This window comes from Paenibacillus sonchi (assembly GCF_016772475.1).
GTDB classification, from domain to species: Bacteria; Bacillota; Bacilli; order Paenibacillales; family Paenibacillaceae; genus Paenibacillus_AQ; species Paenibacillus_AQ sonchi.
On record NZ_CP068595.1, the window covers coordinates 6,550,799 to 6,567,095 of the forward strand.

Annotated in this window: 11 protein-coding genes and 1 pseudogene; 3 read left to right on the forward strand and 9 right to left on the reverse strand. The window is 52.1% G+C overall.

Going from position 1 to position 16,297, the window contains the following annotated elements; translation table 11 throughout:
• Window positions 1–90 precede the first annotated feature (90 nt).
• Complete coding sequence (locus JI735_RS29415) at window positions 91–3,231, forward strand: hybrid sensor histidine kinase/response regulator (RefSeq protein ID WP_233476113.1); 3,141 nt, start codon at window positions 91–93, stop codon at window positions 3,229–3,231.
• Between the two features lie 85 nt (window positions 3,232–3,316).
• Window positions 3,317–3,721 carry a CBS domain-containing protein gene (locus JI735_RS29420; RefSeq protein ID WP_020430712.1) on the forward strand — a complete coding sequence of 135 codons (405 nt, stop codon included), beginning with the start codon at window positions 3,317–3,319 and terminating at the stop codon, window positions 3,719–3,721.
• A 78-nt stretch (window positions 3,722–3,799) separates the two neighbouring features.
• Here the strand turns inward: JI735_RS29420 and JI735_RS29425 are convergent, their stop codons facing one another.
• From JI735_RS29425 to JI735_RS29465, 8 genes and pseudogenes are all read right to left on the reverse strand, one after another.
• Window positions 3,800–4,078: an STAS domain-containing protein gene (locus JI735_RS29425; RefSeq protein ID WP_020430715.1), complete on the reverse strand. Its 279-nt coding sequence runs from the start codon at window positions 4,076–4,078 to the stop codon at window positions 3,800–3,802.
• Window positions 4,071–6,088 (reverse strand): annotated as a pseudogene (locus tag JI735_RS29435) (methyl-accepting chemotaxis protein). The gene JI735_RS29425 and the pseudogene JI735_RS29435 overlap by 8 nt, the downstream one beginning before the upstream one ends.
• Before the next feature lie 21 nt (window positions 6,089–6,109).
• Window positions 6,110–6,502 carry an ATP-binding protein gene (locus JI735_RS29440; RefSeq protein ID WP_039837176.1) on the reverse strand — a complete coding sequence of 131 codons (393 nt, stop codon included), beginning with the start codon at window positions 6,500–6,502 and terminating at the stop codon, window positions 6,110–6,112.
• A 15-nt stretch (window positions 6,503–6,517) separates the two neighbouring features.
• Complete coding sequence (locus tag JI735_RS29445; protein WP_051052038.1) at window positions 6,518–7,948, reverse strand: SpoIIE family protein phosphatase; 1,431 nt, start codon at window positions 7,946–7,948, stop codon at window positions 6,518–6,520.
• A 1,168-nt stretch (window positions 7,949–9,116) separates the two neighbouring features.
• The gene (gene map, locus JI735_RS29450; protein ID WP_039837175.1) at window positions 9,117–9,863 is read right to left on the reverse strand and encodes a type I methionyl aminopeptidase; all 747 of its coding nucleotides are present in this window, start codon (window positions 9,861–9,863) and stop codon (window positions 9,117–9,119) included.
• Window positions 9,864–10,037: 174 nt separating this feature from the next.
• Entirely contained in the window at window positions 10,038–11,762 is a 1,725-nt protein-coding gene (gene cysI, locus JI735_RS29455) for an assimilatory sulfite reductase (NADPH) hemoprotein subunit (protein WP_039837174.1), read from the reverse strand.
• Between the two features lie 38 nt (window positions 11,763–11,800).
• Window positions 11,801–13,660, reverse strand: a complete 1,860-nt coding sequence (locus JI735_RS29460; RefSeq protein ID WP_202677708.1) for an assimilatory sulfite reductase (NADPH) flavoprotein subunit — start codon at window positions 13,658–13,660, stop codon at window positions 11,801–11,803.
• A gap of 225 nt (window positions 13,661–13,885) precedes the next feature.
• Window positions 13,886–14,479, reverse strand: coding sequence for a TetR/AcrR family transcriptional regulator (locus JI735_RS29465; RefSeq protein ID WP_039837170.1), 594 nt, complete (start codon window positions 14,477–14,479; stop codon window positions 13,886–13,888).
• 152 nt (window positions 14,480–14,631) lie between these two features.
• Between JI735_RS29465 and JI735_RS29470 the strand changes: the two genes are divergently transcribed.
• Entirely contained in the window at window positions 14,632–15,801 is a 1,170-nt protein-coding gene (locus JI735_RS29470; protein ID WP_039837168.1) for an alpha/beta hydrolase, read from the forward strand.
• 15 nt (window positions 15,802–15,816) lie between these two features.
• On the opposite strand, the gene lspA is transcribed toward JI735_RS29470, so the two are convergent.
• A complete protein-coding gene (gene lspA, locus JI735_RS29475; RefSeq protein ID WP_039837167.1) occupies window positions 15,817–16,275 on the reverse strand; it encodes a signal peptidase II in 459 nt (152 codons plus the stop codon).
• Between the last annotated feature and the right edge of the window lie 22 nt (window positions 16,276–16,297).

Below are 16,297 nucleotides of genomic sequence, written 5' to 3' on the forward strand. Positions count from 1 at the left end.
AGGATATAGCTCTCTGGGCAATTCCAGGGATGCTGTATCCTTTTTTAATGGCTTCTAAAGTGTACTTAGAAAGAGGAAAACATCCGATTAATGTGGAATAAAAAATTTATGATGAAGAAGCCCTTTACTTTTTTTCTGAAAAATATGGTCATTGTCCTGCTGTATCTGGCCGTCCTGTCGGCGATACGCTACCTGTGGTTCACCACGTATGTTGCTCCGGATCATCCGCAGGCGGTTCAGGGCGTGCTGGATTTGCGCAGCTTCCAAATCGGGGACTCCCGTTCCATTCCGCTGGATGGGGAGTGGGAATTTTACCCGGACGAATTACTAACGCACAAGGACTTCCCGCAGCCTGACACCAGGCGGCATTATGCCATGGTTCCAGGGGACTGGAGAAACGGTTTTCCGGAAGAAGGGCATGCTTCCTTTGGTACCGGCACCTACAAACTGCGGATTCTGACCGGCACACCTCTGGATGAGCCTTACGGCTTCTGGATTCAGCGCATTCAGGCAGCTTCGGAGATTGAGATTAACGGGCAGAAGGAGCCCTCTGTAGGCCGGCTAGCCGAAAGCAAGGAAGATTATATACCCGATGCCCCTTCTTACACTGCTACTTATATTGCCGGAGATCACCGGGAGATTGAGCTGCTCGTCCGTGTCTCCAATTTCGACCATCCCCAGAAAGGGGGCATCGTCCGTTCCATCCGCTTCGGTACACAGGCTGCGATAGACACCGAGCGCTGGTATTCCATTGGCTTTCAACTGGTCGCATTCATTATTCTGCTGCTGCACGCTTTGTATGCAGGGATCTTATATTGCTTTAACCGGCAAAATGTCTTTTTACTTTTTTTCCTGCTTCTGGTCGCAGTCGGCATTTCCATTATCTCGGATAATGATATTCTGCTGAGGCTCTGGCTGCCGATTAATTATACCTGGCTGTTGAAAATCAAGCTTTTGTCTTATATGTGGCTGTCTTATTTTATGCTGCAGCTGTCACAAAGCTTCTCTGGAAGACGAAGACCCCATACCGGAATTCTTTTCAAAAGTTATGCTGCGGTGCTGGGTCTATATTCGGCTTTTATTGTGGTTATGCCTGCAGAAATCATTTTTCACACGATTCTCTTGTTCAGTATTTTGTATCTGCTCCCGGTGGCCGGCGTAGTCTGGAAGATTGTGCAGATGGTGCTGGGGAAACAAGAGGACGCCGTATTTCTGCTGTTTGCCGCGGTCGCCATCCTGTCCAGTGTGCTTTGGGGTGTTGTTGAATCCAGGGGAAATACCAGCAACTTCTTTTATCCCGTTGATATTATTGCGGCAATCATCGGTTTCTCCGCCTATTGGTTCAAGCGTTATTTCCGGAATTCGGAAGAAAACATCAAGCTGAACCGGCAGCTGCAGGAAAATGACCGTCTAAAAGACCAATTCCTGGCGAATACTTCACATGAGCTGAGAACACCGCTTCACGGCATTATCAGTATTGCCCAGACTGTCGCCGCCAAGGAACATTCGGTGATGGACCCAAAAAGTGTCCAGGACATGGATCTGCTCCTGACCATCAGCCGCCGGATGTCACATCTGCTCAACGACCTTCTGGATGTAACCCGGCTTCAGGATAAACAAATTGAACTGCAGCGGGAGCCGCTGTCTATCCAGTCGCTGGTCTCCGGCGTGATTGATATGTTCGAATTTATGACAGAGGGCCGGGCACTCACATTAAAAAACAACATTGCTGACTCTCTTCCCCCAGTGTTCGCAGACGAGAAGCGTCTGGTCCAGATTCTATTCAATCTGCTGCACAATGCAGTCAAATATACGATTGAAGGCAGTATAGCTGTATCTGCTGAAACGCAGGGCAAGCAAATGCTCATTCATGTTGCCGATACAGGAGCCGGTATGGATGAGGAGACACTCAGCCGTATATTCAAGCGCTATGAACAAGGGCAGCAGGGGATTAATGATGGCGGCGGAATCGGCCTCGGGCTGAGCATCTGTAAACAGCTCGTTGAGCTTCATCATGGAACCCTGACGGTCCGTTCACAACCAGGTCAAGGCTCGGAGTTCACCTTCACTCTCCCCTTGGCAAAGGGAACAGACCAGCCTGCTTCCGCGCTCTCCGGCCAAGAAATGCCGAAGAATACGGAGCCGCTCAGACCTTCCGTTCCGGCGCACAGCCCTCTCGCGGACTTGTCTACGATCTGGAGTGCTGCGCATACCGGAGAATCAGAAGGGGCTGGCCGCCGGATCCATATTCTGGCCGTGGATGATGATTCCGTTAACCTCAAGGTACTGGCCAGTATTCTCTCTTCAGAGAATTACAATATCAGGACCGCGCTGGGCGCTCATGAAGCCTTGAACCTGCTGGGAACCGAGCAATGGGATCTTCTGATCGCCGACGTGATGATGCCGCACATCTCCGGCTATGAGCTGACGCGAATCGTTCGTGAGCGTTTTTCATTATCGGAGCTGCCCATTCTGCTGCTGACGGCCCGCACACGGCCTGAGGACATTTATACCGGATTTCTGTCCGGTGCGAACGATTATCTGGTCAAACCGGTTGACGGGCTGGAGCTGAAATACAGAGTCCGGTCGCTGACGGGGCTGAAGCAATCCATTGATGAGATGCTGCGCATGGAAGCCGCCTATCTCCAGGCGCAGATTCAGCCGCATTTTTTGTTCAACACTTTAAATTCAATTATGGCTTTAAGCGAAATCGATACTGCCAAAATGCGTGATCTCAGCGAGGCGTTCTCCTCCTATTTGCGGATCAGCTTCGATTATATGAACTCGCATCAGCGGGTTGCGCTCTCCCATGAACTGGAACTGGTCCGGGCTTATGTGTATATTGAGCAAGCCCGGTTCGAAGAAAGGCTGGCCGTCGAATGGGACATTGAGGACGGGATTAACACTTCACTTCCGCCGCTCACGCTGCAGCCTCTGGTTGAGAACGCGGTCAGACACGGTCTGCTGAGCCGCTCGCGCGGCGGCCTGCTGACCATCCGCATTCGCAGCAGCGGAGGCTTCACTTCTTTCGAGGTCAGGGACAACGGGAAAGGCATGACGCAGGAACAGGTCAGCCACCTCCTGGACAATTCCCGCAAATTCAGCAGGGGGATCGGCCTGCTCAATACCAACCGCCGTCTGACCCAATTGTATGGCCGCGGACTGTCTATTCAGAGTGAGCCGGGACAAGGAACCTCTGTCTCTTTTACGATACCGGAGCCGGGTAAATAGCATTTTTATATGCGTTTACATGCCAATCTGTGTTTTAATAAGGATACCGTTATCGCAAAAATCAGCTGCAAAGGAGCTAATGCTTATGGAAATATCCGCCTTTTTGCTGCCCAAAGACCAAGTATCGTACATTACCTCTTCGATCTCTATGCTGGAAGCCCTTGAACAACTGGAGCATCATTATTATTCAGCCATCCCGATTATTAATGAAGAAGGCAAATATGTAGGAACCCTATCCGAAGGTGATTTATTGTGGAAATTTAAGAATACGGCCGGCCTGAATTTTGAGAATATGCGTGAAGTGACCGTAAGCGAAATTCAGCAGCATGTACACAACGAGAGCGTCGAGATCCACGCCCAGATGGAGGATATGCTGACACTGGCGGCTGACCAGAACTTCGTCCCGGTTGTCGATGACAAGGGAATCTTTCTGGGCATTATCCGCCGGAAAGATATCATTGAATATTACACCCGGAATATCACCGATTAGTTCGTGTCCGGTCTGCATACAGCAGCGGCTGCGTTGTCCTCCGGAGGACGCGCAGCCGCTGCTGTTGCAGGTATGCTTTTATAAAATTTCAAACACATGGGTCAATCTGGTTAACTCGAAAATCTTCAGCACATTGGCATTCAGTGCCTTAAGCTTAATGGTGCCGCCATTCTCCACGCATTTCTTGTAAGAGCTGACAATCACGCCAAGCCCGGTGCTGTCGATAAAGGCGCAGCCGCCAAAATCAAGCACAAAGCTGGAGAACCCCCCGTCAATATGCCCCCTGATCTTTTCTCTGAATTCACTGGCCTCTTCCACGGAGAACATCTCCGGCATGTCAATTACAATCTCACTCAACCTGCTCACCCCTGATTATAAATTTCTCTACGAGAATCTCCAGTTCATTCGCCATGGCGCTTACTTCCTGGGCTGATGCTGCAAAGTTTGTAACAGTTGCCGCCTGTTCCTCTGTCGCACTGGATACATTCTCGCTATTGATGGCGGCCAGTTCCGAAATGGACCCCATGGAATCAATCAGCTTGATGATCTGGTCGGAGGTTGCCACCTCGTCCTGGGTAATATCCAGAATCTCCTTGACACTGCCCGTAATAAGCTCCACGGAATTGATAATATGCACAAAGGCATGATCCGTCTCGGTCACCACGCGTACACCGCCTTCAACCGCCTCCGTTGCCCCTCTCATGGAATCTACCGCCTGCGTAATCCGCGAAACCATGTCGCTCACCAGGGCCGAAATTTCCGTCGCCTGCCTGTGGGTTTCATCCGACAGCTTCCGCACCTCTTCGGCTACCACACTGAAGCCCCGGCCATGTTCCCCTGCCCGTGCCGCTTCAATCGCCGCATTGAGTGCCAGCAGATTGGTTTGCTGGGCAATCGCGTTGATCGTGCCGATGATTGTGGATACCTGGTCCGACAGCTCACTAACGGCCTGCAGCTGCTCTTCCGTCTCCTGCGTGCTGCTGCTGATGGTGTTCATCGCTTGAACGGTGTCCATCACCTGCGCTCTCCCCGCTGGGCCGCCTGATTGGTGACATCCGCATTGCCGGAAGTAGCCGCCGCCTTGCTCTGGGCCATCTGGACCAGACTGGAGAGCTGCACCAGCACCTGGGAGGCATTTACAACCGATTGGTTGTTGTTCTCCGCTCCGGCAGCAATTTCCTGGGTACTGGAGCTGATCTCCTGAATTGATGCGCTGATCTCCTCCGAAGAGGCAGCCATCTCTTCCGACATGGAGGTCAGGGAGACTGAACCTGCCCTTACTTTTTCAATGATAGCCTTCTGCTTGTCAATCATCGTATTGAAAGATTCACTCAGCTCCTGGAGCTCGTCTCCCGAGCGGATGGAGGTATGAACGGTCAGATTGCCTTCACCGGCACGGGACATGGCTTGTTCCAGCTTGATAATCGGATGCACAATATTCCGCGTAGTGAAGAAATAGGCTACCAGCAAGGCAATCAATATGAAGGCTATAACAATGATCAGTGTCATGTTGCGGATTTCCGTTGCCGGGGCCATATAATCCTGCACATTGGCGGTAGTGGCCACTACCCAATTCCCCGCAGGCTGGAAGGACATATATTTATGTACGCCTTCATAGGTGTAGAAGCCGTCGGAGGCCTTGCCGCTTTTCATGATCTGAACGAGAGCATTCAATTCCTTGTTGCTGTTGTTGTCCAGCGTCTCCTTCAGAATCTTGCCCTGGTCAGGATGATAGACAATCAGGCCCGTCCGGTCGGTCATGTATCCATATCCGCTGTCACCGATCTTGACCTCGGCTACTGGTGATGACAGGGAATTGAACACTACCGTTCCGATCAGCACCCCGGTAATGTGTCCATCGTGCTCCAGCGGCCGGGCGATGGCGACAATATGCTGGTTGCTCTCTTTGGAGAAAAGGACTTCACTGACTGCCTCTTTCCCCTGCAGGGCCTGCTGAAAATAATCCTGGTCCCGGACATCTAAGCCAGGATTCTCCGGGCTGCTGGTAAGCAGCACCTGTCCGCCAGTGCCGGCGATGATTAACGACTCCAGCAGCTTCGCATGATCCTGCTGTATCCCGGAAATGTAGGTGTGAGCCAGTTTTTTGGCCGCCTCACCGGCAGGGTTGGCGGCAAAGGCTGCCAGAGTATCATTTTTGCTCGCGATGCTAAGATAACTCCCCACAGCCTCCAGTTCAGAATCCACCGCCTTTGCTGCCGAGGCTGTAGTATCGCGCAGCTCCTCTTCAATGGTCTGCTGCAGTGCGTTAGAGGCCAGATTATGGGATATAATGCCTGATATCGCCAACGGCACACTGATAATCAGAAACAGCAGGATGCTTATTTTTACTTTCAAGCTTAATTTCACAGGATTCTCTCCTTTTTCAGTCTACGAGGGACATACACACTTGCTTATGTACATGGTGTTGCGAATCATCTCTGCCTTGTCGGAGAAGCAGCGTATAAGGTACAGGCCTCTCCCGCCTTCATCCAGCAGTTCATCACCGCTGATCGTTTCCGGGAACACCAGAGACCCTGATCCTTCTCCGGAGTCCTCGACCTGGAGCTCAAGCCGCTTGCCGCTAAGCAGGTACCGGACAATAATCGGTTTGGTGCAGTCGCTAAGATTACCGTGATAGTAGGCATTGGTGATGGCCTCAATTAGAATCAGCCGAATATCAAACGCATAGTCCTCCAGTCCAAGCTCCTGAATAATCCCGTCGATGATTCTCTGCTGCTGCTCCAATCCATAGAGCCGAATTTCCTTTTGAACAGCGTTCATAATACTCTCCTTCATTCATTTAATGCTCAGGTTAAGCCAGGTACAGTCATCCTGCAGCGAAGCCTCAGCAACTTTGTCGGTCAGATACTCATAGCTGCGGCTCAGTTCCTGAGTGCCAAAGAGAAGCTCCATCCCGTCACTGTAAAAGCAAAAACGGTCACCGGAGGAAAAGGGGACGGTGATCTCCTCAAACTCGCTGTTTCCGAACATGCCAAGCGGTGCGCCCCTGACCGTAAGGCATTGGCTCTCCTGATCCTTGGGCACATAGATGAATTCATTAATCCCTGCACCCGCCGCCTTCAGCACACCCGCTCCAAAATCAAGCTGAAAGCAGCACCCGGCAATATAATCTTCGCCCAGATGCACCATTGCCTTCTGGTTCAGCTCCTTGATGGCCTGCAGCGGATCGACGGTAACCTCCAGACAATCCGCAAACAGCACCCGGAGAGCCGATATGTTCAGTGCGGCCGTGATCCCCTTGCCGGTCACATCACCGATCATGCCGATCACCCGCTCCTCATCAATCTTATGAAAAATGAAGAAATCACCGCTAAGTGTTCTTGCCGGAATATACAGCTTCTCCAGCACTGCCTTGTCTTCCAGCGGAAAAACTACGGTATGCCGGTGATTCTGCAGCTTTACCGCCCGCTCCACTTCCTTTTTGCTCTCCGTGATGTCCCTCAGCACCAGCTGCAGCGCTTTTTCTTCCTCATAAATGATCGGCACCCCTGAAATCTCCACATCAAAAATCCGGTTGTCATAACGGATCAGCCGCTGTTCAATGCGGAATCTCTCCTTGGCCGTTGACCCCCAGGCCATGAGCTTTTTATATTTGGCGCTTTTGAGGTATTCCTCGCTGAAAAAAGCTTCAATCCTCTGGCCGATCATCTCTTTTTTCTTTTTGCCAAACATTTTTTCACTTTGCTTGTTGGCAAACAGAATCATGCCTCCGCTGTAGACCAGGATGGCTTCAGGGCACAGCTCGACCAGATCCCTGTACCGCTCCTCACTCTCCCGGAGCCGCTGCTCTGAGCGCACCCGTTCACTAATGTCGTGGATCACTGTATAAATGCATGACTTCCCCAGCATGGACATCATCCCGGTGTGAATCTCCACATCGATCAGCTGGCCTCCCGCGAGCAGGTGCTTGTCCATAAAAACCCTGTTTCTGCCATGTTCCCCGCCAGGCATCCCGTGCTCGATGAATTTCACCATCCCGGATGTTTGATCCGCCTGCAGATCGGTAATATGAAGCTTGCGGAAGATGCGGAGCGGATACCCGTAGAATTCACAGGCTGCGCGGTTGGCATCGGTGATGGAACCGTCCGCAGGGTCCACCAGCAAGGTGATCAGATGATTGTTCTCATAAATGCAGCCGTAATGCTCCATGCACTGTGCCGGGCTGGGGCTCCTGTACAGATTTTTGCACTGTTTATCTACTGCCATATTTCTTCCTCTATTCTGATTCAGCTATTGAAGTCTTCCCATTATATGCATTTCAATTGCATTCAGCCGTGAATTCCGACACATACAGCAAAAAAAACCTCTCAGAAGCTCGATCCGTGTCAAAAAAAGCATCAGCCGTTCACGCTGAACAGATGTAGTCCTGTATAGAGAAGTGGAAACGGGTACCGTCCTTATAAGGACGGTACCCGTTTCAGCGAGAAATAGAAGGATAACTTATTGCGTGAAGTATATAAATGCTTATATTAGAACAAAGACGGCTGTGCCATCCTCCACGGGATAGCGCAGCCGCCTTTGTTCTAGCGTTACCTGGAGAACAACTCCCCGTGATCCTACAGCAACTCTTTAAGTGGAAAAAGGTACACTAATTTGCCGGAGTACCCTATCCTCGGGCAGATGAAGTGGAAAAAGGGTCACTAATTCAGCCCATTTCGCCATTGTTCAAGAAAAGTAGCCTAATTAAGTTTACTTTTTCCACTTCAATCTCAGGATTTCTTAATTTTCGGAAAAATAAAGTCCCTTTTTCCAACTAGCACCTGCGAAGAAACCGGTAAGTAATTGCTAGTTGGAATTAGGATATTTAGACCGGCTAATCTCTCAGAACTCGGCCTTCGCCGTCCCAGCAACGATATTTTCCGCCGTTGTTTCCGTGCACGCTGCCCTTCGGCTAACGGCCGCAGGGATTCCCCACCGCTCCAAAATCAACGGGGGCATGCTGAAGACGGATCGCCCTATTCCTTCACGATCTATCTGCAGCCGTTACGGACAGGAAAGCCCTTATTGATAGAAGATTCGTCTATTCCGCAGGACAACGGACAGAGATGCCTTTATTTCTCCCTTTCCTCTTTATTCCAGGCTCCATCTAATGATATAACGACTCCTGAGTCCGTAACTGCTGAAAAAGTAAGGTTTTTGGCAAAATAAGGGCTCCTCGGTCCGCAACAGTCCGCGGATTGAGCCCAATCCTTCTGCATCGCTTATATCCTGTGAGGCTTCCAGAATACCACATTTTTTACACTGTATAATTTCCTAATACAATTAATTAGGGGTAAGCCGCTTCCCCTCCAAGATATAAATTCCTATCTTTCAAGTAAAAACCCGTGCGCTTCCTTCCTTGGAAGGAGAACGCCCGGGTTTCGGTCTGTGCGGCTTACAGCTCGGTCAGGATCATGGTGCCTTGCGGAGTGATGGCCAGCGTATGCTCATACTGTGCGGACAGGCCGCCGTCGATGGTCCGGGCGGTCCACCCGTCCGCATCCACCTTGGTGCGGTAGCTTCCGGTGTTCAGCATAGGCTCAATCGTGAAGACCATGCCTTCTTTGATGCGCGGTCCCTTGCCTGCAGGCCCGTAATGCGGCACCTCAGGCGCTTCATGCATCTCGGAGCCGATACCGTGCCCGATGAAGTCACGGACGACCGAGAAGCCGTTCGACTCGGCATAGACCTGTACCGCATGGGCAACATCCCCGATCCGGTTGCCGGCGACGGCTTGCTCAATGCCTTTGAACAAAGACTCTTTGGTCGTATTCAGCAGCTTCTCCGCCTGTTCGCTGATATTGCCGACAGCGTAGGACCAGGCCGAGTCCGCCAGCCAGCCATTCAGGTTCACAACCATATCAATGGTTACGATATCCCCGTCCTTCAGCTCCTCCCGCTTCGGAAATCCATGGCAGATCACATCATTTACGGATGCGCAGGTTGCATAAGGGTAACCGTGATAGCCTTTCTGCTCCGGGGTTGCCCCTTGGGACAGAATGAATTTTTCGGCAAACTGGTCGATTTCCCACGTGGTAATTCCGGGTTTGATCATTTGAGCGATTTGCCGGTGGCATTCCGCAAGAATTTTACCGGCTGCCCGCATTTTTTCAATCTCTTCCATTGTTTTCATGATGATCATTCGTTTCGCCTCTTCTGTACAGAACACATTACTTACTATAATGGCTCTTGGATATGGTTTGATGGTACTTCTCTATATTATGTAAGATAACCGCCGAAAATCCAAATTTAATCTTACTTATTCCAAAATTAACAAACCCGCCCTCCAGAATAGGAGAACGGGTTCATTTGCGGTTCAGTCATGAAAGTTGAGTCCTGAGGTAACCGCCTTGACATATCCGCTGCGGATTACAAAGTCCCCGAAGTGTTCGCCGCTCTGGCGTTCCTTGGCATAGCGGTGGATGATCGGTTCAAGCGTCTCCAGAATTTCCTTTTCATCGATGTTTTCCTTGTAGAGCTTATTGAGCCGGTCCCCGGTAAAGCCCGCTCCCAGATACATATTGTATCTGCCCGGAGCCTTCCCGATGAACGAGATTTCGCCCAGTGCCGGTCTGGCGCAGCCATTCGGGCAGCCGGTCATGCGGATGATGATTTCTTCACCCCGCAGGCCCGCCTCGTCAATGATCAGCTCCAGCTTATCCAGCAGCTGCGGAAGGTAACGCTCTGCTTCGGCCATGGCCAGCCCGCAGGTCGGCAGCGCCACACAGGACATTGCACTCCGCCGCAGCGCCGAATGATGTGCGCCATCCGTCAATCCATACTGCTTGGCGAGCTCTGCAACCTTGCGTTTCTTCACGCTGCTGACATTGGCGATAACCAGATTCTGATTGGGGGTCAGCCGGAAGTCTCCGCCATGGATCTTGGCAATTTCCCGCAGGCCTGTCATCAGCTGACTGGTTTCTGTGTCCTGAATCCGTCCGCTCTGGATATACAGGGTCAGGTTCCATTTGCCGTTCACACCCTTTACCCACCCGTAACGGTCTCCGTTGTGGTCAAAGTGATAGGACCGTGCCGGTTCCAGCGCCCAGCCCAGCCGGTGCTGCAGCTCGCCGGTGAACCATTCCAGACCGTGGCGGTCGATGGTGTATTTGAAGCGGGCATTTTTGCGGACGGAGCGGTTGCCGTAGTCGCGCTGGATCGTGACGGTCTTCTCTGCCAGATCTATCATCTGCTCAGGACGGCAGAAGCCGATCACCCGCCCAAGCTGCGGATAAGTGTTCGTGTCGCCATGAGTCATCCCCATGCCGCCGCCAACCGTAACATTGAACCCCGCCAGCTTGCCGTCTTCCAGAATAGCGATGAAGCCAAGATCCTGGGAGAACACATCGACATCGTTGGATGGAGGGACGGCGAGGCCGATTTTGAATTTGCGCGGCAGATAGACAGGGCCATAGATCGGCTCCACCTCAACGCCCTCTTTGCTGTCCACGACCTTTTCGCCGTCCAGCCAGATTTCATGATAGGCAGGCGTGCGCGGCGACAGATGATCGCTGATCCGGCGTGCCCACTCATAGACCTCGGCGTGGACCTCCGACTGGTACGGATTCGGACCGCTCATCACGTTGCGGTTGACGTCCCCACAGGCAGCGAGTGTAGTCATCAATGCATCATTAATGGTCTTGATCGTTTTTTTCAGATTCCACTTGAGTACACCGTGCATTTGAAAAGCTTGTCTGGTAGTCAGCCGCAAGGTGCCGTTCCCGTATTTGCGGGCCAGCTCATCCATAACCAGCCACTGTGCCGGGGTAGCCACACCGCCCGGTGCCACAACGCGCAGCATGAACTGAAAGGCCGGCTCCAGCTTTGAGCGTTCCCGTTCACTGCGCAAATCCCGGTCATCCTGCATGTAGCTGCCGTGGAACTTGAGCAGCCGGTTGTCATCTTCAGGAAGGCTCCCGGTGATCGGGTTCCTGAGCGTCTCGACAAGCGCTCCCCGCAGATAGTTGCTCTCCAGCTTAATATGTTCAACATCGCTAGGCGGGCCGCCGACAGGCTTCACCGCTGATTCATTATTCGCCATTGCTGGTAGTCTCCTTCCGCACTCACTGTTTGTTAATATTAGTACACATCGCGCTGGTAGCGCTGCTCCTGCTGCAGATGGTCCAGATAGGCCGCTGCCGCTTCAGGGCTAAGTCCGCCCTCCGCTTGGATGACACTAATCAGCGCAGAATGTACGTCATGAGCCATATGCTTCTCATCGCCGCAGACATAGACGTGGGCGCCTTCCTGAAGCCAGGTATACAGCTCACGGCTATGCTCCAGAATGCGGTGCTGCACGTATACCTTCTCTTCCGTATCCCGGGAGAATGCCACGTCCAGCTTCGTCAGCACGCCGTCCTTGAGCATCCGCTGCCAGTCCGTCTGGTACAGGAAGTCCGTCACAAAATGACGGTCGCCGTAGAACAGCCATGTCTTGCCTTCCGCACCCTGCTCTTCCCGTTCCTCCAAAAACGAACGGAACGGTGCAACTCCCGTACCGGGTCCGATCATGATTACAGGCACTTCGGGATTCGCCGGAAGCTTGAAATTGGGATTGTTCTGAATGTATATCGGCAGCGTATCCCCCGGCTGCACACGTTCGGCGCAGTGCACTGAGCAGACGCCATAACGTTCACGTCCATGGGATTCGTACCGTACCGCACGCACGGTGAAATGAACCTCATCGGGATTGGCATTATAACTGCTGGCAATGGAATAGAGTCTGGCCGGCAGCTTGCGCAGAATCGTTACAAAGCTGCGGGCGGGCACATCCCATGGCGAGAAGTCTTGAACCAGGTCCAGCAGATCGCGTCCCTGGATGTATTCCTTGAGCTGCGGTGCCCGGTCCGGCAGCAGAAGCTCATGAAGTCCGGCAGCCGGGGACAGCTTCGCTGCCTGCTCCAGCAGCGGTTTGGTCAGGACCGTAATTTCATAATGGCGGAGGAGCGCTTCACGCAGCGGGCCCTCTTCGCCTTTTTTGTTCAGGGGAACGGGTTCCTCCGGATTCCAGCCCATAGCGGCAATAATCTCCGCTACCAGGCGGGGATGGTTCTCGGGGTAGACTCCCAGGGCGTCGCCCGGTTCAAAGGTTATATTCGATCCTGCCAGCGACAGCTCCAGATGACGGGTTTCCCGGTCCGAGCCGCGGCCGTTCAGGTTGAGATTCTCCAGTACTTCAGCATGAAAAGGATGATTGCGCGAGTAGGCCGATTGCAGGGATTCCGCATGCTCTGCCGCAAGCACGGCTTCTTCAGCAATAGCCGGAGCGCTCCCGGCACCGTTAAGGGCGGTAATCACTTGCTCCATCCACGCAGCGACCGGCTCGTCATAGTCCAGATCGCAATCGACGCGTGGACTCAGACGCTGGCCGCCGAGTTCTTCCAGTCTCTGATCGAAATCCTTGCCGGTCTGGCAAAAGAATTCATAAGAGGTATCCCCGAGTGCCAGCACTGAAAAACGCAAATGCTCCAAGCGGGGTGCTCTTTTGCTATTAAGAAATTCATGAAATGAACGCGCATTATCCGGCGGTTCGCCCTCGCCATGAGTGCTGACCAGGATCAGCAGGTTCTCCACCTTCTTCAGCGTATTGGGCTTAAAGCTGTTCATTGCAGACACGGTGATCTCGAACCCTTGCTCCTTCAGCTTGCCCGACAGGCTGGAGGCAAGGCGCTGGCAGTTGCCGGTCTGCGATCCGAAAAGCACGGTAACTTCACGGGAACGGGCTGGCTCCGCCGCACCTCCTGCGGCTGCCGTGCTTGCGGACGGAGCTGCAAGCACAGCGGGGGCTGCGGCGGAAACCGCTGCTGCTCCCTGCAATGTCAATGCCGATATATAACCGCCAAGCCAAATTTGCTGCGTCTGCGTCAGTGTCGGCAGAAGCCGGTTAAGAAGCTCAACCTGCTCCTCGTTAAAAGGACTGTTCGTAACTTGTAATTGCAACAATATCGACCTCTCCTCAGCATGAAATCTGCTTCCCTCTAACATCTTGAATTCAGGCTATCACAATTATATGAAACGATCAACGAGCCTCAAACCCGCCAAATTCAGACTACACAACCAATAAATTCAATAAAACACAGAAAAGCCGCTTAAATCAGAGTAAAAAGCTCTGATTTAACCAGCTTCATTATAATTTATGATAACTTCTATTAGATAAAATGATACTTAAATTTGCCCTGAAACCAGTCCTGAGACCTTAGCCGGGCCCATAGTCATCAATTGCACCAACTGCCCGGCCATAAAAGCTGGCGAATATTTCATCCCGTTATCCAGCCACCACGCAATCGCCCCCAGATACAATGAAGACAACAGCTCAACAAATAAATCCTTCGAGATTAAGGGCTGCTCCCGGAACCCTTCATCCAGCTTTTGCTTAAGCAGGTTTCCCAGGTCGAAACGAAAGCTGTGGACTCCCCGCCCGCTGAGCATGATCTGATAAAAGAGTGCATCTTCAGCAATGGCTGCCAGTATCTTTTCCAAATCACGGGTCAAATCCCCGACGCCCAAAAGCCCCCCTTGCACATGAGCAGCAGGAGTAATGAGTGCCATCAGCTTGCCGGTAATTTCAGCGGTGATTGTCTCCAGAAGCTCATACTTATCCGTATAATGCAGGTAAAAGGTTGAACGGTTAATTTGGGCGCGGCCGGCGATATCATTAACAGTCACGCTGTCAAACCCTTTTTCGGCGATTAAGCTGACCAGCGCATCCCGGATCAGTTTTTTCGTCTTCACTACACGCAAATCGGTTTCTCTAGACATATTCGTTCCCTCCGTCTATCATCTCCGCGATACACCACACTTGCAGCCGCATTGGCCTTTATCCGTCAAAAACCCAGGAATCAATCATTGCAGCCGGCCTCTCAGAAAATTATAGTTCGTTATATCCGATAGAGAAAGCAGGCGATTGAAGTATGGCAGAGAGACAAAGATCTACAGCAGATTTTCCGGTAGGCTTTTATGAGGAGCTTCATCCGGATTTCAGTATCAATTTTCAAATGAACCGGTTCTACAGCTGGACTAATGATATGGAGATGCTTGAGGAAATGCGGGCAGCGGCCCCGGGCATTCATAATTACGCGGAGTTAATCGAAATCTGTCTGAAGCTGGGACAGCAGGCGGTGGCAGCGGATAAAAAGCTCAAAGCTGCCAATTATCTGCGCGGTGCCGAATTTTATATGCCGGAGGGCCACCCCTTGAAGCATACGTCCCGCCAGCAATTCATCGTTCTCACAAGAGCACATTATCAAGTGGGAGACGACCAGCATTTTGACATTCCCTATGGCAAAGGTATTCTCTCCGCCTACCGTTTCTCGCCAGAAGCTCCGGCAAAGGGTTCTATCGTCCTGTTCGGCGGATTTGACAGCTATATCGAAGAAATCTTTTTGATGGCGCTGGTGTTCAAGGATGCGGGCTATGATGTGGTTTGCTTTGACGGGCCCGGACAAGGAGCTGCTCTGGAGGACTGGCATTTGCCTATGACCCATGAATGGGAGAAGCCGGTAACAACGGTGTTGGATTTTTTTAACTTACAAGAGGTGACTCTGATCGGCTTATCTCTCGGCGGCTGTCTGGCCCTGCGGGCTGCGGCTTATGAAACCAACAGGGTCAAAAGGGTGGTGGCGGATGATATATGTACAGACTTTTACAAAGCTCTATTAAGACAGACGGGGCCGCTGGAGGACAGCATCGGCACACTGATGGCAAAAGAAAATGAAGCGGAAATCAACGCGCTCTTCAGCCGTTTAATGAAAGAGAATCTGATGCTGGAATGGGGCATCACGCAAGGGATGCATGTGACCGGAAGCCAGACACCGTATGGATTTCTGAAGCAATCGATGCTCTATACTACAGCGGGGATTTCTCCGCTTCTCTCACAGGATGTTCTTCTTCTGGCGGCGCAGGAGGATCATTATATCCCCCTTGTCCAGTTTGGCGAGCAGATCGGCTCCCTCACCTCTGTACGGTCACTGACCACCCGTTTGTTCACGCGCAAGGAGCAGGCCCAGAACCACTGTCACGTAGGAAATATTGGGCTTTCTATTGACGTGATGCTACACTGGCTGCAGCAATTGGAGGAGTGAGTTCCTCCTTGCTCTTTATCGTCTGATCATAACCCGCTTGAGCGGTTCTTTCAGCAGGTGCACCACAACCAGAAGCCCTCCGGCGTTGATCGCCAGGTCTGCGAGATTCAGGATGCCTCCCCGGCTGCCGAAGACCAGGAAATCAGTTACCTGGTGGTAAATAACACGGTCAATGGCGTTGCCGACAGCCCCGCCGGCCAGGAAACCGGTGGCCGCTTCCAGAATGGGGCCGCGCAGCTCCCCTTTGCGCCGGTAATAAAATATTCCGGCAACAAAAAGCACGGCAATGATGGCAAAATATTTGCCATAACCCTGAAATGAGCTGAACGCTGCCCCGCTGTTCTCATAATATGTAAATTGCAGATGTCCGCTCCACACCTGAATGGTCTCCCCAAGCTGCATATTGGAGCGTACCCCCCATTTGGCAGCCTGGTCTGCGATGATGACCAATATCGTTATCACATAAAATAGCATTATAGCCGCCCCCTCCGCACCC

Excerpts from the sequence above, each read along its gene's own strand:
- JI735_RS29415 (WP_233476113.1), top strand. The coding sequence starts at position 91 with ATGTGGAATAAAAAATTTATGATGAAGAAGCCCTTTACTTTTTTTCTG.
- JI735_RS29420 (WP_020430712.1), top strand. The coding sequence starts at position 3,317 with ATGGAAATATCCGCCTTTTTGCTGCCCAAAGACCAAGTATCGTACATT.
- JI735_RS29440 (WP_039837176.1), bottom strand. The coding sequence starts at position 6,502 with ATGAACGCTGTTCAAAAGGAAATTCGGCTCTATGGATTGGAGCAGCAG.
- JI735_RS29445 (WP_051052038.1), bottom strand. The coding sequence starts at position 7,948 with ATGGCAGTAGATAAACAGTGCAAAAATCTGTACAGGAGCCCCAGCCCG.
- map (WP_039837175.1), bottom strand. The coding sequence starts at position 9,863 with ATGATCATCATGAAAACAATGGAAGAGATTGAAAAAATGCGGGCAGCC.
- cysI (WP_039837174.1), bottom strand. The coding sequence starts at position 11,762 with ATGGCGAATAATGAATCAGCGGTGAAGCCTGTCGGCGGCCCGCCTAGC.
- JI735_RS29465 (WP_039837170.1), bottom strand. The coding sequence starts at position 14,479 with ATGTCTAGAGAAACCGATTTGCGTGTAGTGAAGACGAAAAAACTGATC.
- JI735_RS29470 (WP_039837168.1), top strand. The coding sequence starts at position 14,632 with ATGGCAGAGAGACAAAGATCTACAGCAGATTTTCCGGTAGGCTTTTAT.
- lspA (WP_039837167.1), bottom strand. The coding sequence starts at position 16,275 with ATGCTATTTTATGTGATAACGATATTGGTCATCATCGCAGACCAGGCT.